The sequence below is a fragment of the Wenzhouxiangella sp. YN1 genome (assembly GCF_056324145.1).
In genome coordinates this window covers 87,726-109,613 of sequence record NZ_JBJNIO010000125.1, presented here as the reverse complement: position 1 = coordinate 109,613, position 21,888 = coordinate 87,726, and the positions used below count along the sequence as shown (strand labels likewise).

General features: G+C 64.8%; 12 protein-coding genes. 4 read left to right on the top strand and 8 right to left on the bottom strand.

Going from position 1 to position 21,888, the window contains the following annotated elements:
* Window positions 1-19: 19 nt before the first annotated feature.
* A complete protein-coding gene (gene speA, locus ACEWQZ_RS05220; protein ID WP_476482013.1) occupies window positions 20-1,882 on the top strand; it encodes a biosynthetic arginine decarboxylase in 1,863 nt (620 codons plus the stop codon).
* Window positions 1,883-1,928: 46 nt separating this feature from the next.
* Here the strand turns inward: speA and ACEWQZ_RS05215 are convergent, their stop codons facing one another.
* The 4 genes from ACEWQZ_RS05215 to argS form a co-directional block, all read right to left on the bottom strand.
* Entirely contained in the window at window positions 1,929-3,311 is a 1,383-nt protein-coding gene (locus ACEWQZ_RS05215) for an alanine/glycine:cation symporter family protein (protein WP_476482012.1), read from the bottom strand.
* 62 nt (window positions 3,312-3,373) lie between these two features.
* Window positions 3,374-4,504, bottom strand: coding sequence for a patatin-like phospholipase family protein (locus ACEWQZ_RS05210; protein WP_476482011.1), 1,131 nt, complete (start codon window positions 4,502-4,504; stop codon window positions 3,374-3,376).
* 5 nt (window positions 4,505-4,509) lie between these two features.
* On the bottom strand, window positions 4,510-5,052 hold the full coding sequence (locus ACEWQZ_RS05205) for an SPOR domain-containing protein (RefSeq protein ID WP_476482010.1): 543 nt from the start codon (window positions 5,050-5,052) through the stop codon (window positions 4,510-4,512).
* Entirely contained in the window at window positions 5,053-6,810 is a 1,758-nt protein-coding gene (gene argS, locus ACEWQZ_RS05200) for an arginine--tRNA ligase (RefSeq protein WP_476482009.1), read from the bottom strand. It lies immediately after the preceding gene.
* 294 nt (window positions 6,811-7,104) lie between these two features.
* Here argS and ACEWQZ_RS05195 point away from each other — a divergent pair, with 294 nt between their 5' ends.
* On the top strand, window positions 7,105-7,653 hold the full coding sequence (locus ACEWQZ_RS05195) for a gamma carbonic anhydrase family protein (protein ID WP_476482008.1): 549 nt from the start codon (window positions 7,105-7,107) through the stop codon (window positions 7,651-7,653).
* A complete protein-coding gene (locus tag ACEWQZ_RS05190) occupies window positions 7,650-8,489 on the top strand; it encodes an aldo/keto reductase (protein WP_476482007.1) in 840 nt (279 codons plus the stop codon). The genes ACEWQZ_RS05195 and ACEWQZ_RS05190 overlap by 4 nt, the downstream gene beginning before the upstream one ends.
* A 22-nt stretch (window positions 8,490-8,511) precedes the next feature.
* Here the strand turns inward: ACEWQZ_RS05190 and ACEWQZ_RS05185 are convergent, their stop codons facing one another.
* Window positions 8,512-9,309, bottom strand: a complete 798-nt coding sequence (locus ACEWQZ_RS05185; protein ID WP_476482006.1) for a slipin family protein — start codon at window positions 9,307-9,309, stop codon at window positions 8,512-8,514.
* On the bottom strand, window positions 9,306-10,865 hold the full coding sequence (locus tag ACEWQZ_RS05180) for an NfeD family protein (protein WP_476482005.1): 1,560 nt from the start codon (window positions 10,863-10,865) through the stop codon (window positions 9,306-9,308). The genes ACEWQZ_RS05185 and ACEWQZ_RS05180 overlap by 4 nt, the downstream gene beginning before the upstream one ends.
* Window positions 10,866-11,002: 137 nt before the next feature.
* Here ACEWQZ_RS05180 and ACEWQZ_RS05175 point away from each other — a divergent pair, with 137 nt between their 5' ends.
* A complete protein-coding gene (locus ACEWQZ_RS05175; RefSeq protein ID WP_476482004.1) occupies window positions 11,003-11,380 on the top strand; it encodes a hypothetical protein in 378 nt (125 codons plus the stop codon).
* Window positions 11,381-11,477: 97 nt separating this feature from the next.
* On the opposite strand, the gene ACEWQZ_RS05170 is transcribed toward ACEWQZ_RS05175, so the two are convergent.
* Window positions 11,478-15,104 (bottom strand): S8 family serine peptidase, encoded by a 3,627-nt coding sequence (locus tag ACEWQZ_RS05170; RefSeq protein ID WP_476482003.1) that lies wholly within the window; start codon window positions 15,102-15,104, stop codon window positions 11,478-11,480.
* 272 nt (window positions 15,105-15,376) lie between these two features.
* Window positions 15,377-21,628, bottom strand: coding sequence for a carboxypeptidase regulatory-like domain-containing protein (locus tag ACEWQZ_RS05165; RefSeq protein WP_476482002.1), 6,252 nt, complete (start codon window positions 21,626-21,628; stop codon window positions 15,377-15,379).
* Between the last annotated feature and the right edge of the window lie 260 nt (window positions 21,629-21,888).

The following is a 21,888-nucleotide window of genomic DNA, read 5'->3' as shown; positions in this document are numbered from 1 at the left end:
GTCCATTACAATCACCACCATGACCGACGACACCATTGCCCGCGCCCGCCGACGCTACGCTATCGAGCGCTGGTCGGAGGGCTACTTCGGCATCGACCCGCGTGGCCGGCTGCTGGCCCGCCCCGACCGCGAGCGCGATCTGGTTCTCGACGCGGTTGTGGCACAGGCCCGTGAGCAGGGACTGCGCCTGCCCATGCTGCTGCGCTTTCCCGATATCCTGCACGCGCGCGCCGGACAGTTGCGCCAGGCCTTCCAGGCCGCGATCGACGAACACGGCTACAGCGGCAACTACCACCCGGTCTACCCGATCAAGGTCAACCAGCAGGCCAGCGTGGTGCAAACGCTCACCCGGGTCGAGGCCATGGGTCTGGAAGTGGGCAGCAAGCCCGAGCTGATCACCGCGCTGGCGGTCAGCCGCCCCGGGCGTCTGATCATCTGCAACGGCTACAAGGACGCCGCCTACATCCGCCTGGCGCTGAGCGCCACCAGGCTGGGGCTCAAGCCGATCATCGTGATCGAAAAGCTCGGCGAGTGGCCGCTGATCCGCCGCGAGGCCGAGCGCCTGGGCATCACGCCCGAGCTCGGCGTGCGCCTGCGCCTGTCGTCGCTGGGCTCGGGCAACTGGCAGAACACCGGCGGCGAGCGCGCCAAGTTCGGCCTGGCCGCCAGCCAGCTGCTGGCCTTGACTGAATCGCTGCGCGCAGGCGGCTGCCTGCACTGGTTCAGCCTGCTGCACTTCCACATGGGCTCGCAGATCTCCAACCTGCGCGATATCCAGCGCGGCGTGCGCGAGGCCGGGCGCTACTTCGTCGAGCTGGCGCACGCCGGCGTCGATATCCGCCGCCTCGACATCGGCGGCGGCCTGGGCGTGGACTACGAAGGCGGTGGCACGCGCAGCTTCTGCTCGATGAATTATTCCGTGGGCCAATACGCCCAGGCGATTGTTGCAGGCTTCGCCGAGCTGTGCCGCGCCCACGGGCTGACCATGCCGGATCTGGTTTCGGAGTCCGGCCGTGCGCTGACCGCGCATCATGCCGTTCTGATCACCAACGTTACCGCGACTGAAACCCCGCCGCGCGCGCTCGGCAGCGGCGCAGAGGGCGACCCGCCGGTCATCCGCGCCCTGGCCGAGGTGCTGGCACAAGCCAACGAGCGCGAGCCTGAGGAAAGCTTTCTGGAGGCCGAGCATCTGCTCGAGGAAGGCCGCAACCTGTTTCTTCATGGCGACCTCGGGCTGCCCGATCGCGCCCGGCTGGAGCCGCTCCACAATGCCATTCTCGAGCGCGTCGCCAGCCGGCTTGATTCCGAGCACCGCCGCCACCGTGAGCTGGGCGAACGCATCCGCCATCGGCTTTCGGCCAAGTACTTCATCAACCTGTCGATCTTCCAGTCGCTGCCCGATATCTGGGCCATCGACCAGGTCTTTCCGATCGTGCCGCTGAGCCGGCTCGATGAAGAACCCACCGAGCGCGCCGTGCTCGAGGACCTGACTTGTGATTCCGACGGGCGCATCGACCACTACGTCGACCGCGGCCTGCTCGAGCCCACCCTGCCCGTCCACCGCATCAGCTCCGACGAAGTCTATCTGCTCGGCATCTTCCTGGCCGGTGCCTATCAGGAAACCCTGGGCGACATCCACAATCTGTTCGGCGACACCGACAGCATTGATGTGCACCTTGATGGCAGCGGCTTTCGGCTGACCAACGCCCGCGCCGGCGACAGCGCCGAGCGACTGCTGGAGCTGGTCGGATACCAACCCGCCGAGCTGCTGGCGGCCTGCCGCGAGCGCGTGGCCGCCGCCGACCTGGCGCCCGAACAGGCCCGGGCACTGGAGCAGCTGCTGACAGACGGCCTGTCGGCCTACACCTACCTCGAGACCTGATGCGCTCGGGGTTGTTCAGAGCCCGGCCTGTGATCCAACCAGGCAGTCAGTCTTCAGGCTCGACCGGCCGGGTGCTGTCGCGCAGCTGGTTGAAATAGGCCAGCTTCTCCTTCGTCATCACGCCACCCAGCAGCAGCAGGGCGATCAGGTTGGGCGCGGCCATCAGGCCGTTGAAGGTATCGGCAATGTCCCACACCAGCTCCAGGCCGCCAACGGCGCCGACGTAGAGGAACAGCAGAAACAGCAGCCGGTAGGGCAGCACCACCCGGCGGCCGAACAGGTATTGCCAGCTCTGCTCACCGTAGAAATTCCACGTCAGCATGGTGGTGTAGGCAAAGAAAGCGATAGTCAGGATGATGATGTAGCCGCCCGGGCCGGGCAGGCCGGTGGCAAACGCCGTGCTGGTCAGGTCGGCACCGGTTTCGCCGGTTTCGATCGCGCCGGTGACCAGAATCACCAGGGCCGTCATGGTGCACACCACCAGGGTATCGATGAACACCTCCCACACGCCCCAGAAGCCCTGGCGGAAAGGCTGGTTGCGCGCCTGGGCGTGCACGATGGAGGCTGAACCCAGGCCCGCTTCGTTGGAGAAGATGCCGCGGGCGATACCGAAACGTACCGAGGCAGCCACCGTGGCCCCGGCAAACCCGCCGATGGCCGGTGCCGGCTCGAAGGCGTGGCGGACAATCATGGCAAGGGCGGCGGGAATCTCGCCGACATGGATGGCCAGAATACCGAGCGCGCCGGCCAGGTAGGCGACGGCCATGATGGGCACGATCTTCTCGGCGGTGACCGCAATGCGGCGAATGCCGCCGAGGGTGACTGCACCGACCAGCACCACCAGAATGGCGCCGCTGAGCCAGGCCGGTATTTGAAACCCGGTATCGAGCGACTGCGCCACGGTGTTGGACTGCACCATGTTGCCGATGCCGAAGGCGGCGACGCCGGCAAAGAAAGCGTAGAGCATGCCCAACCACTTCCAGTGCGTGCCCAGGCCTTTTTCGATGTACCAGAACACGCCGCCGGAGACGTGGCCGTCGGCGTCGACATGACGATACTTCACGCCCAGGGTGGCCTCGGCCATCTTGGTCGCCATGCCGAAAAGCGAGACCACCCACATCCAGAAGATGGCGCCCGGTCCGCCCAGGGCAATGGCCGTGGCCACGCCGGCGATGTTGCCCACGCCGATGGTGGCCGCCATGGCCGAGGTGACGGCCTGAAACGGCGTGATGGCGCCATCGTCAGTGTCCGTCTCGCGCCGAAAGACGCGCCCGAAACTGTGCTTCCAGGCATGTCCCAGATGACGGAACTGGAAAAAGCCCAGACGCAGGGTCAGATAAACGCCGGTACCCACCAGCAGAACCATGAACGGCGGGCCCCAGACAATCCCGTTGAGCCAGCTGTTGGCGGCAGTGATGAGCTCCAGCATTCAGATTCCCTCTTGGTTTGCTTCAGTCGGGCCAGTGTCGCCCGCGAATACACTAGCCGAAATCACCCGCTTACGGAAACCCCCTGTCCCAGGAGTTCGATGATTTCCGACTGCTGCGCCATGCCGTCGCGGTAGCCCAGCTCGATCAGCTCGCGGCAGAACTCGGCCTCGAACAGCAGATAGCTGGGCAGCCGCCCTTCGCCCCAGGCACCAACCCCGCGCAGCAGCGTGCGAACGCTGGCCGGCACCCGGTGACGGTGGCGCATGGCAATCTCGCGGACGTCTTTCGACGGCTGGATCAACAGGGTCTTGACCTGCCGCAGGCCGGTTTTCGCGCGCTGCTCTGTCGGCATCAGCTCGAGCGTGCGATTGATACGCTCGAGGCGGGCCAGATCGTTGGTCAGATAGTCCATGAAAATGGCATCGAGCAGATAGCCGCCGACCTCGCCCAGCGTGGGGTAGGCAACGTGCGCGGTGGGTTCCGGGTCGGGGCGTACGTCGCGGGTGCCGATGATGAGCATGCGATCGGCGCCCATCCGGATGGGCGGGCTCAGCGGCGTGATGTGGCGCATGCCGCCGTCGCCGAAATACTCATGCCCGATACGCGCGGCTGGAAACAGCAGCGGCAGGGCGGCGCTGGCCAGCAGGTGTTGCGCGCCGATGGTTGCCCGACGGCCGATGCGCTTGCCTGCCTGCCAGCCCTCGATGTGCGCGCCGGCCTGAAAGAAGGTCACCGCCCGGCCGGACGAATAGCCCGAGGCGGTCACCAGCAGCGCCTCGAGCACGCCGGCATCAACCGATTGCCGGATGCCCTCGACATCGAGCTCGCGCTCGAGCAGACGGCCCAGTGGCTGGTTGTCGAGCAGCGATCTGGGGTTGGCCACGCCCAGGCCGCCAAGCGTCATCGAGGCCAGCCAGTGCAGACCCCGGCCGAGGATATGCGGCCAGTCGGTGCGATAGATGTGATGGCAGCGGAAGTTGCCCCAGAAGTGCTCCAGACGGCGCGCCCCGTAGGCAAAGTCGCCCGCGTGGCTGGCCATCACGGCCGCATTGATTGCACCCGCCGAGGTACCGGCAATGATCGAGAACGGCGCCGTAGTGCCGGGCAGGAGCTCGGCCACGGCTTGCAGCACGCCCACCTGATAGGCACCGCGCGCGCCGCCCCCGGGCAGCACCAGCGCGGCCCGTTGCACCGAGCTCATCCGCCGCGCAGCACCATGGCCTCGAAGCCGTTTTCGAGCAGGCGCCGGCGCGCGCCGTCGGCGGCCCTGGCGCTGTCGAAAGGACCGGCCCGCACACGATGCCAGGTGACGTCGTCAACGGTAACCGACTGCACGGTCGCATCAAGGCCCAGCAGGGTCACGCGGGCCCTGAGGCTGTCGGCATCTTCGGCCGTGCGAAAGGAGCCGACCTGCAGAACATAAGGTCCCTGCGTGGCCGCTTCGTTGCTGCGTTCGCGCGCGCGCTCGGCAATTTCCTCGCGCGGCACCACGACCTCGCGCTCGGGCAGAACGGTGAAGAAGTCGTACTGGCGGCTGCGCTCGCCGGTGGTTTCTTCGGCAATCGGCGGCTCGTCCCGACCCGAAGGTGCGCGGACATCTTCCGGCGCGTCGCGGCCGGGAAGATAGCCGCCCAGCCACGCCAGAGTGGCCAGCACCAGGCCGCAGACCAGCCCGGCACCAAAGGTGAGCAGCCCGCCGGCCGCGCTCGAGCCGCCTCGTTTGGCCTGACGACGTGTCATCTACATTTCCTTCGGCGCGGACACGCCGATCAGCTTCAGACCGTTACGCAGAACCTGGCCCACCGCCGCCACCAGGTTGAGCCGGGCATTGCGCAGGTCTTCGTCGTCAATCAGAAACGGCGTGGCGTTGTACCAGGAATGAAAGGTCGAGGCCAGCTCGTGCAGGTAGTGCGCCAGCAGGTGGGCCGCCCGCTGCCGGGCCGCCGATTCGATCAGCTCCGGGAAGCGTCCGACCATGCGCAATAGTTCCTGTTCATGGTCGGTCGTCAGGCGCTCGACGGCGACCTCGCCAATGGCCTGATTGTGGCGCAGGCCACGGCTGTCGAGCTCCCGGAACACGCTCATGATGCGAGCGTGAGCGTACTGGATGTAGTAGACGGGGTTATCGTTGGCGCGCGACTTGGCCAGGTCGAGATCGAAGTCCAGATGCTGCTCGTGGGAGCGCATGACGTAGAAATAGCGCGCGGCATCCTTGCCCACTTCCTTGCGCAACTCGCGCAGGGTCACGAAGCTGCCCGAGCGCGTCGACATCTGCACCTTGTCGCCGCCACGATAGAGAATGGCGAACTGAACCAGCTGGAATTCAAGACGGTCGGGCTCTTTGCCCAACCCGGCCGCGGCGGCCTTCAGTCGCGGCACGTAGCCGTGATGGTCCGCGCCGAAGACATAAAGCGATGTGCCGCTGCAGCGATCGAACTTGTCGAGCAGATAGGCGACGTCGGAGGCAAAGTAGGTGCTGCGGCCATTTTCGCGCACCACGACTCGATCCTTGTCGTCACCCAGCTCGGTCGCCTTGAACCACTTCGCGCCGTCCTTTTCGTACAGCCAGCCGCGCTCGTCGAGCTGCTCGAGCGAGCGCGCGAGCGCGCCGCTGGATTCGAGCTCGCGCTCGGAAAACCAGCGCTGAAAATCGACACCGAACTCTGACAGATCATTGCGGATGTCGGCCACAATCGACTCCAGCGCGGCCTGGAAGCAGGCCTGATAGCCGGCATCGCCCAGCAGCTCGCGAGCACGGCCGATGAGCGCATCGGTGTGCTTTTCCGCGTCACCCTCGGGGGCATCCGGCGGCAGGCCCTCGCTGACGGTCATGCCGGCATGCCGCAGTTCGTCGCCATGACTCTGGCGCACCTTGCGCGCCACGTCGTAGATATAGTCGCCGCGATAACCGTTGGCCGGGAACGCGACCTGCTCGCCGCTGAGCTCCAGATAACGCAGCCAGACCGATACCGCCAGAATATCCATCTGCCGGCCGTGATCGTTGACGTAGTACTCGCGGTGGACACGATGACCGGCGGCCTCGAGGATGTTGCCCAGACTGGCGCCGTAAGCCGCGCCGCGACCATGACCGACGTGCAGGGGCCCGGTGGGGTTGGCGCTGACGAACTCGATCAGGATGTCCTCGCGGCTGCCCTCGGCCGCCCGACCGTAGCCGTCGCGCTCGGTGAGGATGTCGCGCAGCACGACCTTGAGATAGTGCGTGCTGGCAAAAAAATTGAGAAAGCCGGGGCCGGCCACCTCGACCCGCGCCACCCGCTTGGACGCCGGCAACCGGACACGCAGCTTTTCGGCCAGCTCGCGCGGTGGCATAGAGGCTTGCCGGGCAAGTACCATGGCGATATTGCAGGCATAGTCACCGTGGCTGCGATCACGGGTATGTTCGATCTCGATGGCGGGATCGATGTCGGCCGCCAGCTGGCCCTCGCGCTTGAGATAGCCGAGCGCCTGGCTGATCAATTCCTCGATATGAACGCGCATGTTTTGCCAAACTGCGGAAACAGCAGGTATTGTAACGATGCGCGGGGGACTTGTGACCGCAAGGTTATCCACAGATCCTGTGGATAACTCTGTGAACAGAATCGGGAAGATGGCGTCCGGAGCCTGCTGCCAGCACAATGTCAGCAGATTGGACAACTTCTCGCCATAACAATAAAGTGAGTAAAATCAACAAGATGTGTTGGAAACAGAGAGTAAAGGGAAACTCAGGGGCGCTAAGGTGCTGTTTCTTGTGCGGCGGCACCATCATGTGTATAAGAGCCGGGGCATGACGCGGTGAGCGCGCCCATTCGAAGCTGGCAGAACATCGAACCACGCCTGGGAGAGCGCGTTCTGGTCGATCCGGCCGCCTGCGTGATCGGGCAGGTCGAGCTGGCCGACGACGCCTCCATCTGGCCCGGGGCGGTGCTGCGCGGTGATGTCAACTTCATACGCGTCGGTGAGCGCAGCAACATTCAGGACGGCGCCATCTGCCATGTGACCCATGACGGGCCGTACACCCCGGGCGGCATACCGCTGATTCTGGGCGCCGACATCACCGTAGGCCACGGCGCCATCCTGCATGCCTGCACCATCGGCAACCGCTGCCTGATCGGCATGGGCGCGCTGGTGCTCGACGGCGCTGAAATCGGCGCTGACGTCATGCTCGCCGCCGGCAGTCTGGTCAGCCCGGGCAAACATCTGGAGTCGGGCTGGCTCTACCGCGGCCAGCCGGCAAGGCCGGTGCGCGAGCTCACCGATCAGGAGCTTGAAATGCTGCGCTATTCGGCCGCGCACTATGTGCGGTTGAAAGATCAATATCTCGGCGAGAGGGACAGGCCATGAGCGATGTGCCCATCATTGCGGCCAACGGCGTCAACATGCCGGCCCTGGGCTTCGGCACCTTTGAACTGGAAGAAGCCGTGGTCGAGGACATTCTGCCGCGTGCCCTGGAGCTGGGATATCGGCATATCGATACCGCGCAGATCTATCGCAACGAGGCGGCGGTCGGCCGCGCGGTCGCGGCCGGCGGCATTGCCCGCGAGGATCTGTTCATTACCACCAAGGTCTGGGTTGATCGCTTTGAACCACAGGCCCTGATTGACTCGGTTCGAGGCAGCCTCGAGCGCCTGCAGACCGATTACGTCGACCTGCTGCTGTTGCACTGGCCGGTGTTTGGCGGCCACGGCATGAATCCCACGCTCGAGGCCCTGATGCGCGCTCGCCGCGACGGCCTGACCCGGCATATCGGGCTGAGCAACTTCACCATCGACCAGACCGAACAAGCCGCCGCCTTCTGCGGCGAGGGCATACTGGCGACCAACCAGGTCGAGTATCACGTCTATCTCGGCCAGGACAAGCTGCGCCGCGTGCTGGCGCACAACAATCTGCTGCTGACGGCCTACATGCCGCTGGCCAAGGCACGCACGGTCAACGACCCGGTGCTGTGGGATATCGGCGAGCAGTACGGCAAGACCGCCGCTCAGGTCGCGCTTCGCTGGCTGGTCGAGCAGGATCGCGTCGCCGCCATCCCGTCGACCTCGAACCCGCACCACGCCGCCGCCAACATCGATATTTTCGACTTTCAGCTCGACACCGACGACCGCCAGCGGATCGCCGGGCTCGAAAAGAAACGCCGGCTCTGCAAGCCCGACGACCTGTCGCCCGAGTGGGACGACTGAACGCGGGCCGGGCCAGCGACACTCAGGGCCGCTCCTGCCCCGTGTTGTCGGCGCGGCCGGCGCTGGTGTTGCCTTCCATGAATGCGGCAATGAAGTCCATGGGCAGCGGGAACACCACGGTGGTGTTCTGTTCGGCGCCGATTTCGGTCAGGGTCTGCATGTAGCGCAGCTGCATCGCGCCCGACGACTCGGCCAGCTTGACGGCGGCCTCGACCAGCTTTTCGGAAGCCTGCTGTTCACCCTGGGCGTGAATCACCTTGGCACGTCGCTGGCGCTCGGCCTCGGCCTGCTTGGCAATCGCACGGATCATGGATTCATCCAGGTCGACGTGCTTGATCTCGACGTTCGAGACCTTGATGCCCCAGCCGTCGGTCTGGCGATCGAGAATGGCCTGGATGTCGGCGTTGAGCTTGTCGCGCTCGGCCAACATCTCGTCGAGCTCGTGCTTGCCCAGCACAGATCGCAGGGTGGTCTGGGCCAGCTGACTGGTGGCGTCCTTGAAGTGCTCGACGTTGATGATCGCCTTTTCCGGATCGATGACCCGATAGTAGATCACCGCGTTGACCTTGACCGACACGTTGTCGAACGAAATCACGTCCTGCGTGGGCACGTCCAGGACCACGGTGCGCAGATCCACGCGCACGATCTGCTGGATGACGGGAATGACGATGATCAGTCCCGGGCCCTTGACCAGCTGGAACCGCCCGAGCGTGAAAATGACGCCGCGCTCGTACTCGCGCAGGATCTTGATGGTATTGGCAATCAGAAGAACCAGCAGAACCAGGCCGGTGCCCAGAAAAGTCAGGTAATCGAGATTCATGATGTTCCTCCTCGGGAAGATGACGCGTGCGGGCGAACCTTGAGCACCAGGCCGTCGACTTCGACGACCTCGACGGTTTGCCCCCGCGCGATCGAATGGTCAGAAGCGGCGCTCCAGTCTTCTCCCTGCAGATGGACGCGACCGCGCCCGTCGCTGAAATCGCTGATCGCCTCCGCGGGCCGGCCGGCGAGCGTTTCACGACCGATGACTCGCGGCTGACGGAAGGACTTGGCCGCCAGATAGACGATGATCAGAAAAACCAGCGCCGAGACCAGGCCCATTGCCGCGATCAGGCCGGTGTTGATTCCCATGCCGGGCACCTCGGTATCCATCAGAATGATCGAGCCAACCACCACGGCAATCACCCCGCCGATACCGAGAATGCCGATCGAGGGCACGAACAGCTCCACGGTAATCAGGGCAAAGCCCAGCAGCATCAGCGCCAGACCAACGTAGTTGACCGGCAGAATCTGGAAAGCGTAGAGCGCCAAAAGCAGGCAGATGCCGCCAATCACGCCCGGCACCAGCGCGCCGGGGTTGTAACCTTCCAGCAGCAGGCCGTAGATGCCGACCATCATCAGGATGTAAGCCAGCGTGGGGTTGGTGAGCACGCTCAGAAAACGATTGCGCCAGTCCGGCTCGCGCTCCACGAGCTCGGCGTCGGCGGTATTCAGGGTCACGCTGCCGGCGGCCAGCTCGATCTCGCGGCCGTGAACCTGTTCAAGCAAATCGGGAATCGAGTCGGCCATGAGATCGATCACGTTCAGCTCCAGGGCCCGGCTCGATGTCAGACTGACTGACTCGCGCACCGCCCGCTCGGCCCAGTCGGCGTTGCGGCCGTGGCGCTCGGCCAGGCCGCGAATATAGGCAACGGCATCTTCGATCGCCTTGCGCATCGACGCATCGCCCGAAGGCTGGCGGCTTTCACCTTCGCTTTCGGCTGCTTCGGATACACCGTCGCTGCCGCCCTGCCCGTCGCCTTTGTCGGTATCGTCGCCGCCCCCACTTTCCGCATTGCCGCTATCCGACTCATCACTCGTGAGCAGATCCTTCAGGCTGTCGGCCGCCCCGCCCGGCTGGTCTTCATCTTCGGAACCACCGCCACCGCCACCGATCTGCACCGGGGTGGCGGCCCCGAGATTGGTCGAGCCGGCCATTGCCGCAATGTGGCTGGCATACAGGATATAGGTGCCGGCGCTGGCGGCACGCGCACCCGGCGGGCCCACCCAGCCGGCCACCGGCACCTGGGCGTTGAGAATCCTGGTGATGATGTCGCGCATCGAGGCGTCCAGCCCGCCCGGCGTGTCGAGGCGGAGAACCACCAGCGCCGCGCCTTTGGATTCGGCCGCTTCGATGCCGCGCACGACATAGTCCCGGGTTGCCGGTCCGATGGCGCCATCGACGTCAAGCACGTATACCAGCGGCGCGTTCCCGGCGGCTTCGGGGGCCGACGGGCTCTGAGCCACGGCCACCAGGGCCAGCATCAGCATGGCGAAGACCGTCAGCCAGCGACCGCGAGCGAGGGAGTGCTTCCATCCGTCTCTGTTGAGGTTCATCGACTCCTACATTAGAGCTTCAAAGAGGCGTTGGCAAACGCAGGTACTTTGAATCAAGGCGCCCGCGCCCCCAACATCACTGATGTGAAAGCACAATGCCCGGCCTTGAACGCAAGGCCCCAACCAGGAGCAGAATGATGAACGAAGACAGCATGCGCGAGCAGCTGACCATGGACGGCGAGTCGCTCTATCTCGAAGAGAACTTCAGCGACCGGCGGGTGGGCTCGATTCAGCGCCTTACGCCGGTCACGGCAAACGGCGACAAGGACGATTCCAGAGCCGTGCGCTACGTCGGACAAACTCAGGTCATGAGCCCCGCCGGCGCCCTGCCGATCACCTTCGAGCTGGAGGTCGACTCACTCGCCGAAGCGGTCAAGCAGTTCCCTGAGGCGGCCGAAAAGGCCGTAGAAGACACCATTGCCGAGCTCAAGCGCCTGCAGCAGGAACAGCAGTCGTCAATCATGGTGCCCGGCCAGGGTGGCGGTCAGGGCGGGCCCGGCGGCATTCAACTCTAAACCGCAAACCAAGGCTCCGGCAGCCGTCCGCCTTCCCTGAACGCAAAAGCCCGGCAAACAGCCGGGCTTTTGCGTATCAGGATGCCGGTCAGGACATCTATGGCGCTGTCTCAAAGCGATCATCGAAGATCAGGTCCGGCGCCTCGCCGGTCACTTCCAGATCGATGGTCACTTCCAGATACGGCGTAGCCTCATCGTTGGTCTGGAAGCAGACCGTTTCTTGATAAACGCCCGGCAGAATCTGGCCGGCATCGACTTCGAAGGCAACCGTTGTTGCGCCGCCCTCGGGAGCGACCACGCCGGCAGCCGGATCAACGTCGAGCCAGTCCAGCGTATCGGCGGGCGTGCACTGTACCGGCAGATCCTGGTCTTGCGCGCCCGAAAGCTCGAACTCCAGCTCACCCAGCCCACTGTTGCCGATGACCACGTCCTTCGAGTCGGTCTGGCCATACTCCAGCTGGAAGTCCAGGGCCCCAGGTGCAACCGAGGCCGCGGGCAGGTTAACTACATTGAGCGCAACGGGCAGAAGGATGAACGGCTGCTCCGGATCATTGGTGGTGACGCACAGCGCGGATTCATAGCTGCCTTCCTGCATGCCGTTCGAGTAGAAGCTCACGCTGACGGTTTCGGATTGCCCCGGAGTCAGCGTGCCGCTGGTCGGGCTGAAGTCGATCCACGGGTTGTAGCCACCGCCGGAGCAGTCAACCGAGCCATACAGCTCGAACGAGCGGCCGGGCGAGGACTGCTCCCAGCTGCTCATGCCGCCGAGCATTCCGGTGACGCGGCCGTCGCCGCGTATGCCGTTGAACCAGGCGTAAAGGTAGGCTGGTTGCTGGCTGAAAGTCTGCAGGCTCGGGAAGGCGACCAGCCAGTATTTACCTGCTGCCAGGTCCAGCGTTGGCGCAGCCGCCGCATCGAGATCCAGGTTCATCGCCTCATCGCTGATATCCACACCGGCAGCACCCGGCGCGGCCGAGAACGTCCACAGGGCATCACCAGGCGACAGGTCCGGGTGGCCGGCCGGCACGCCATTGGCATCTGCATACACCGCCCAGGTCAGTTCAGTTGCCTGGCTCAGGCTGCCGCCCAGGAAGAAGCCGTCAACCCTGATTTCCTTGATTTCGCTCTGAGTATGGATCAGGAAATAGTCGCTCTGGTAGTAGCCCACGTTGGCCGGATCGACGTAGTTGTTGATGCTGCCGCTGGATCCGGCTCGGGCGTTGCCCCAGAGCTTGCCGTTGGCAGTGGCGGTGAGCTGCGAATCAAACTGGGTGGCTGACCACTCCAGAGCCAGTTCGCCTGCGTTATGTACCGAGAACTGCTCTTGCGTGATTTCATCACGCTCCTGCGTGACCACGATGCTGTCTTTACTCAGGCGTGCAATCGGGGCCGGATCTTGAGGAACCAGCGCATAGGCAAGCCGGGCGTCGCTGACGCCGACCGTCGTGCCCGACTCCTGGATGGCAATTTCGCCAAACGTCCATTCGCCCCCGGTCGCTGCACTGACGTCGAATTCGAATTCGATAGTCTGCGTGCCGCCGGCTGGAAGGGTGAATGAACTCGGCGTCGCAGTGAGCGCAACTCCCGTACCAGTCGTGGCGCTGATCTGATAATCAACCGGATCCGTAGCGACGCTCCTGATGGTGCGCTCGAAGGTGCAGGTATCAGCGCAACGCCAGTCCTGAATGCTCGGCTGGTTCAGCGTTGCCGGGTCACCACCATCGTCCGGATTGGCGGCAAGGTAATTGGCCTTCGTTTCATCCATCACGAAACCGACTTTCGCAGCGCCGGCCAGATCGATCCGGCCGGAGCCGCGATCAAACCCGTCGGCCGCCGTGGAGCCGTCCTCCTTGAGCATGTCCGGATCAGCCGTCAGCGCCAGGGCAGACTTGACCTCTGCCGGAGTCAGATCCGGGCGGTCGGCGAGAACCAGGGCCGCTGCGCCGGCGGCATGGGGAGAGGCCATCGACGTGCCGCTGATTGCCCGGTAGCTGCCGTCAAACCAGGCCGCGAGGATGCTGGTACCCGGCGCGGCGAAATCAGGCTTGAGCAGGTTGTGCTGGCTGGGGCCGCGGGAACTGCCGCTTGCCAGGACATCGGCATAGGCTGAGTCCACAATCCGCGAAACCGCCGCCTCGACGGTCACCTGGGCGCTTCCGCCGGCGAGGGTGGCAATCATCGCGGCGCCATCGGCGTCGGTGACCATGACCGCGGAAATGCTCGTGCTCTCGAGGCCGCCCATGACGATGGGCGGGCCGCCGGCATTGTTATAGACAATGACGAACTCGGCTCCGGCATCAGCCGCGTTGTCGACTTTCGCGGCAAAGGCGCAGTCGCCACGCTCGATCAGGGCAGCCTTACCGTCAAACGCCGCGGCGGGAAAAGCGGCGCAGCCATTGGTGTTGGCGCCGCCGCTCACATCGCCGGCCCACACCAGGTCGCCAACGTAGTCAGCCGTCTGTTCAGGCCCGGAGCCCGGCACGCCGCCAACGCCCGTCGGCCCGCCTGCCAACGATACGCTTTGAGCGAAGATGCGGTCATGCGTCGAATTGGCAACCGAAGCATTCCACGGGCCGGTCTTGGCAACGGTGGATGCCCCCGGGCCGCTGTTACCCGCCGAGGCAGCAACGAAGATTCCGGCATCGGCGGCATCGAGGAAGGCCAGATCGACCATGTCGTTCCAGGGATCGTCCGATCCCGAGATCGAGTAATTGAGAATATCCACGCCGTCTTCAACTGCCTGCGCCACGGCAGCGACCGCCGAAGTGGTCGGGCAGCCGGGACTGCAGATCTTGTAGTTGATCAGGTTGGCCCGGGGCGCGACGCCGCTGATGTCGACCGACAGCCCGGCATAGTCGGCCACCACCGGGTTACCGGCAGCGGTGGAGGCCACGTGAGAGCCGTGGCCGTCCTGGTCTTGCGGGTCAGTGTCTGTCGTATGGAAACTGTAGGCGCCAATCAGCTTGGCATTGCACAGCTCGGGCGTGTCGACACAGACGCCAAAGTACTGTCCGAGCGGATTGGTGTGCGTAAAACCATCACCATCGTCCTCGGCAAACGAGGCGTGATCGTGGTCGAGGCCGCTGTCAATGATGCCGACGACCACACCTTCACCGTAATTTGCGCCGCCCGTAAGCGTCTGGCCATTCCAGAAAGCGGGGGCCTGAATCAGTTCCGGCCCGGCATCGGTGTCCATGGTAGCGATCTTTTCGATTTCGACCTGCTGCACGAACTCCAGCCCGGCAACCACGCGAGCCTCGTCTGCGGTCAGCGGCACCACAACGGCGTTGAGCACGGTGCGGAAATCGTAGCGTGAATCCAGATCACGCCCCAGCACCCGGCTCAGCCGCCCGAGATACTCGCGGTGTCGCTGCGCAAGAAAGCTCTCGTATTTCTGCACCGCGGAGCTGTGGCCGGCAATGCTCTGGCCAGTGACGCTCGGGCTGGTGGCGGGAAGATTTTCCAGGCCACCCCGGTAGCTGGCAACCGACGCTTCGGGAAAGCGGATAAAGAAGTTGGCTCGACCATCAGCGTCAGGCTGAGCTGCCTGCAGCCCGAAAGACGGTCGTGCCTCGCCGCTGTCGTGGACCTCGGAAAACACTGTCTGGCTGCCATCGGCAGCTGCTTGCCCGTCGGAATCACCGGCCCAGGCAGCTACGGAAAGGAACGCCGCCGAAACAATGGCGGCAAGCGCGCAAGCGCGGCTCGGATAGATGCGTTGCATTGAAGTCAATCCTCTCGGAAGGTCAGGCAGGCCCCAGGCTCACCGTGAAGCAGTGCATTGCCTGCCCCCATTCCCAAGCCTGACGGCTCGAGCTTCAAGGCAACCCCAAGTTAAAAAAATAGCGCTTGACCACGATCAAGTCAAGCACTTTTGCCCGGATAACGTGAACCAGCGCGGCAAAAGTGGACCCGTTTTAGACACGCCACCACCCTGCCATCAAAAAGCCCGGCCGGTGGCCGGGCTTTTCTCGATGCCGCTCCAGAGAACGTCGTCTATTGCTCGAAGCGATCCCTGAAGATCTCGCCGATATCACCAACCTCGAGCGAATACGGCACGATGATCTGCGGCTGCTGCGGATCGTCGGTATTGACGCACAGCAGGGCTTCATAGGTGCCGTTCGAAAGGCCGGCGGCGTCGGCGGTGACGTCGACATCCGAGCTGCCGCCCGCCGGCGTGGTGCCGGAGGTCGACGCCAGGCTCAGCCAGGGCACGTCGCTCGGCGACGCACAGCCGCCGGCCGGCATCTGCGGGCGGATGAACAGGGCCCGGTAGTCCGGGAACATCGACGCGTCGGAAAGCACCGTCCACGCGCCGCCGTCGGTCTGGAAGTAGCCGGTCTGCTGAGCCGTCCCGGGACTCTCATCGGAGGCAATGAAGATACCCGGGTCGACCGGCGCGTAGCGCACGCCGATATAGACCCCGCCGGACTGGATGGCCAGGTCGAGGCTGCTCAGATCGGCCGTGAACCACGGCACGGTGGTGGGCAGGCCGCCGCCGGGGATGCCGGTGGCCGTGGCCGTGATCGCACCCAGCTCGGTGCCCGGCGCGCCGCCGGTGCCGTCGTCGGCAAAGACGACCAGCTCGAAGGTCAGATCGACGTCGTTGGGATCGGTGGTGATAAAGGAAATGCACACCTCGCCCAGGCTGGCCGGATAGGCGGCCGGCTCGAAGTATTCGACCATAGCAACCTCGTTGACGTTGGCCGCGTTACCCGAGTAGCCGTTCTCGATCGAACCATCGTCGTGGATGACCAGATCGGGGGCGCTGTCGCAGTCGATCGCGGTGATGCGCTGGTACCCTTCGATGCTCGGCAGGGTTCCGCCGTAGCTGGATCGCATGTCGCTCGCATCGGCAGGATTGCCCATGGCCACACCCGGCCCGGCGTTGCCGGCGACGCCGCCGACGAAGGTCATCGACTCAGCCTCTTCCAGCGTCCAGGTCAGATCGGCGGCGCCGTCGTTGGCGATGGTCAGCGTCTGGGTGGCCGTCTGGCCCGGATCGAGCACCTCGATCATCGGTGATGGCGTTGCGGTGGCACAGGCAGCATCCAGCTCCAGCGAGAAATTCGCGGTCGTGGTTTCACCTGCAGTGATGACCAGGCCGGTCTGGGCGCCGTCGAGATGACCGGCGGCGCTGGCGGTTGCATCAACCGGCGATTCGGCACTGTCAAACACCAGCGTGTAGTCACCGTTGGCGTCGGTGGTGGCCGTGAAGGTGCCGTTCTGACCGACCACTTCAACGGTAGCGCCTTCGGCCGGCTGCGGGTCGTTCGAGCAGTAGCCCAGGCTCTCCACGTTGCCGGTGAGCGTGCCGTAGCTGGCCGGGGCCTCGACGGTCAGCGTGACCGGCACCCCGATGATCGACCTGCGCGAGTCGTCGGTGAGTACGCACACTTCAGCCTCGTAGGTGTCCGGCAGCAGCCCGGTGGTATCGACGGTGACGTCGATATCGGAGCTGTTGCCCGGCGCGGTCATGCCCGAGGCCGGGCTGACGCTCAGCCACGGCACATCGCTCGGATTGACGCAGCTGGTGGCCGGCGGCATCTGCGGGCGAATGAACAGGGCCGAGTAGTCTCCGTAGGCGGAAACCAGGTCTTCCCAGCCGTCTCCGACATCCCAGAAGCCGGTCTGTGCAGCCGAGCTTTCGTCAGAAGCGATGAACGTATCACCCGGCTGGCCCGGATCGAAGCGCACGCCGATATAGACACCGCCGGAGTCGATCGTCAGGTCCAGGCTGCTCAGGTCGACCGTGAACCACGGCGTGGTTGACGGCAGGCCGCCACCGGGAACGCCTTCCGCCGTGGCACTGATGGCACCCAGCTCGGTTCCGGGGGTGCCGCCAGTTCCGTCGTCGTCATACACGATCAGGTCGAAGTCCTGGTCCACGACGCCCGTGTTCGTGCTGATGAAGCTTACACAGACCTCGCCGAGCATGGCCGGATGAATGCCGGGTTCGAAGTATTCGACAAAGCTGACGACATCTACGTTGGTGGCGTTGGCCGAGTAGCCGTTGTCGATACTGCCGCTGTCGTGGATGACCAGGAAGTCGGCCGTGTCGCAGTCGATGGCGTTGACGCGGGCAAAACCTTCGATGCTCGGCACGTCCCCGCTGTAGAGCGACTGGAGGTCAACTGCACTGTCGGCATTGAGCGACGCGCCGGAGCCCGGCACATAGCTGCCGCCGTCACCGGCGGTCACGTTGGTGCCCGGCGCCTCGTCGGTGGTCCAGTTCAGGTCAACCGCGCCGGTGTTCGACAGGCTGATCGTCTGGGTGCTGGTCTCGCCGGGCAGATGGGTCGCCGTCAGGCTCGCCGGCGTGACGTCGGGGCAGGCGGACTCCAGGCGCAGGTCGATATCCTGCGTGGTGGTGCTGCCGCTCGACAGCGCCACACCCGAGATCGTCCTGGCGACGTGATCGGGGGCGGTCACGGTAATGGCCAAAGGCGATTCGGCCAGGTCGAGCCACTCTTCGTAGTAGCCGTTGGCGTCGGTGGTCAGAGTGTAGCTGTTGTTCTGACCGATCAGCTCGACGGTGGCGCCGGCCAGGGGCTGCGACTCGCTGTCGCAGTATCCCAAGCTGGTGATGGTGCCTTCGATCTGCGCTTGATTGGCGGCCGGCAGCACGTTCATCTGCACCGGCACGGTGATGTCACCGTACGGGCCGTCGTTTTCGACCAGCAGCGCCGCAGTGTAAGTGCCCGGCTCGGTAATCGAGGGTGCACCGGCGTCGAAGGTGACGGTGCTGTTGAGCGTGTCGTACTGCAGCTGAATCGGTCCGTTGGCAAAGGTGCCGGTATCCGGGCTGACGCTCAGCCAGTCGGCAATGCCGGTGATCTCCACCTGGTCGACGTGGGCGTGGTAGCCCCAGTCGCTGAGGTAGCGGAAGCGGATCTGCGCGGTCTGGCCGGCATGGGCACTGAGCGAAACGCTTTGGGCCGCACCCGGACCATCCGGACTGACATCGCTGGTCCAGCTCTGCAGAGTGGTCCAGCTGTTGCCGCCGTCGGTGGTGATATCAACGTCGAACTGGTCTGTCTGGAAGGTCTTGAACGACAGCATGAAGTTCAGATCGCTGCTGGCGTCCACCGGGAACTCCGGCGAGACCAGGGCGACGTCCATGTAGGCAAAGATTCCGCAGGTGCCTGCTTCGGCAGCGGCCGCAAAGCCGTCGCCGCCGGCATGGTTGGGCGTGCCGTACTCGTCGTTGCGCATCCACTGACAGTCGCTGGCAGCAAGCTCCTCCAGGCTCCAGCCCGCGGGCGGGAAGGAGGTTTCGAAGTCCTCTCCGATACCGGCGACCGGAATGACGTTGACGTCGACCAGCGCAGAGCCGTCGTTGACCAGGATCAGCGCCTTGTCCGCGGTCTGGCCAAATTCAACGTCGGCCGACAGGGACTCCGGCAGGACGCTGAGGCGGCCGGCGCCGAGTTCGAAGTCGGCGCGGCGGGCCTGGCCGTCGACAAAGGTGTCGGACAGCGTGTCATCGCTGTAGCCATCGGCGCTGGCAATGACATCCTGTGCGCCGGCAGGCACAAACAGGTAGTAGGTTCCATCACCCAGATCCGGGTTGGGGCCCGTGGTGGCCTCGAAGCCGGTGCCGTCAGCCGCAACCGTCGCGCCGTTGAGCGGCTGGCTGGTGTTGGCGTCGGTCACCACGCCGGTCAGCAGTTCGCCGGCCGCGGGTGAGCAGGTGGTGAATTCACGGATGACGACATCGTCAACCTGCCACCACCATGAATAGCTGCCGGTATAGACGAAGCGGACCTGGACGCTGGACTGGCCAGCGTAGTCAAACAGACTGACCGTGGCGGTTTTCGGGCCGCGATCGCTGGCGCTGACGGTCCACTCGGTCGTCCAGGTGCTGCCGCCGTCGGTGCTGACGTCGACCGCGGCCGAACTGGAGCCGATATGACGGTAGTCGGACGCAAACTCGAGCTCGGCGTTGGCGGCAGTGCTCAGGTCGAAGGTGGGCGTGACCAGCTCGGTGTTCTGGCCGCTGCCCGAGCCGTAGTTATCGGAATCGACCATGGCGAAGCGGCCCGCGCCGCCGGTCAGGTTGCCGCGGCTGCCGGGGTCGTCGAAGACCCACTCCTGACCGTTGCCAATGTTGTCAACCACGCTCCAGCCGGCCGGCAGCGTAGTGGTGTCGAAGCTTTCACTGAGCAGCGTGGAGGCCGAGTCATCGTACCCCGGCGCCTCGCAGGCGATCAGGTCGGCATCGAGGGCAAAGTCCTCGGTGGCAGGCGCGGTCAGCGGGCCGACGGAGCGGGTTTCGAATTCGTAGCCGCCCGAAAGTGCGGTCACGGTGAAGTCGAAAGTCATGCCCTCGGGCAGGGTGACCGAGTAACTGCCATCGGCCGGGTCGGTGTAGATCGGGCTGTTCGGATAGCCGGCGATGTCGATCTGGGCGTGCAGCGGCCAGCCGGTATCGCTGTCGGTGACCAGGCCGGCAACTTCGTGGGTCGCGGCCGCAACCATGGACACATTCAGCGTGGTGGTCTGATCATCAGCGATGCTGACACCGGTCTGGTTGACGGCCTGATAGCCGTAGGCGGTGAAGGTGACATCGTAGTCGCCAACTGCCAGGCCGAAGTCGTATTCGCCGCTGGCATTCGTGACGTCCGCGCCATCACCGTCAGGCCCGGTCGCTTCGACCGTGGCGCCCTTGATCGGCAGGCCGCTGGAATCATCGGTCACGGTACCAGCCAGCGTGCCGCGATCACCGGAGGCGGCAATGGCGGCCTGAACGGCGGCAAAGGCGTCGATTTCGCCCCAGCCGGTGGCGTAGTTGGGCACCAGGCCCGGGCCTTCATCGCCGGTGCCGGTGTCGTAGGGAACCGGGTTCGCTGTTTCCATCAGCAGGGTGCCAAGGGTGGCGTAGTCGCCTGCCAGGCTGGGCGCGGCGCTGATCATCAGCGCAATCACGCCGGTTGCCGCCGGGGCAGACATCGAGGTGCCGGAAAAGTTGGTGCTGGTATAGCCGGTATCGCTGCTGGAGTCGACCGACCAGATATCGACACCCGGCGCGATCACGTTGGGCTTCAGGTCGAAATAGCCGCGCGGATCGGGCAGGGTCGGGTCCGTGCCGTCGTTGGGATCGTCGGTCGGGCCCCAGTTGGAATGCGGGGCGTAGAGGCCGTTGTTGTTGCCGCTCGAGCCGATGCCCAGCACCGATCCATAGCGCGCCGGGTTGCCGACGGTGTTGAGCCCCGGCGGCGAGGAGTAGCCGCAGTTGCTGGCGTTGCCGTTGGAGACGACGGGCACCACGCCGGCAGCAATCCAGGCATCGACCGTGCCCTGGTACCAGCCATCCAGGCTTGTGCCACAGTCACCCCAGGAATTGTTGACCACGTGGGCGCGCAGGTTCGGGTCCGGGTTGTCGCCGGCCAGATCGGTCGGCGCGGCCATGAACTGACCACAGGCCAGCAGGTTGGCGCCGGGGCAGCCCGAACTGGTGCAGCCCAGGCAGGAAATCCAGTCGGCTTCGGGGGCCACGCCGATCTGCTCGGTGGTGCCGTTGTCGCCTACTGCAGTACCGGTCACGTGCGAGCCGTGCGGGTGCGGCCACTGCGGCTCGGTTGAGCCGCCGACGTCGAACCAGCTGTAATTGTGGTCGAACGTGCCGCCGCCGAGGTTGCCGCGATACTGGTTGACCAGGGCCTCGTGGGTGTGGCGGGTGCCCGAGTCAATGATGCCGACCACCACGCCCTGGCCGGTGTGGCCCTGGGCCCAGACATCGGGCGCCTTGATGTGGTCGATATTGCTGGCCACCGCGTTGATGCTGGCCCCCTCGCCGACCGACGCGCCACTGGGCTCGGGAATGTGCGCGACCGGCTCGACGACCATCGCCTGAATCTCGCGGTGCGAGGCCAGGGAGTTGATCATCGCCATGTCGGCGTTAGTGACCGCAATCACGTTGTCGATCCAGAACGGGCGATAGTCAGCGCCGAGGCCGTCGAGTTCGGCTCTGACACCGGCCTGCGTGCGATCAGCCAGATCCTTGAGCGTCTTGTATACGAACTGGCCGCGCTCTTCCCAGCCCATGTCGAAGGCGGGCGAGAGATCAGCGCGCTCGCGCATGTAAACCAACATGCGGACGGAATCGCTCTTGAGCAGTTGCTCCTTCAGCCCGGGGTCGACAAAGACCTCACTGGCGCTGCCCTGGGGCTGCGCCGCCAGCGCGGGCATGGCCACGATGGCCGCCGTCGCCAGCAGGAACGATGCAAACAAATACCTGATTTTCATGCAGACTCCCTCAGCATTTCTGGGTCAACAAAAGCTGCCGGCCGAATTTCGACTATGCCGAATCCAACCGCCCCCGCAGCTTGTTCTGGCTACCAACCGTGCTTCCCCTGCCCATTGATCCTGAAAATCAGGACTGGACCGATTCACGGTACGCAGGGAAAGCTACGCTATCGGGAGTCCGCACGTCAACTCAATCGAGGAATATCTGCGTGATCCACATCACAGGCGACCCGGGTTATCTGGCGTCACCGACAACGAAC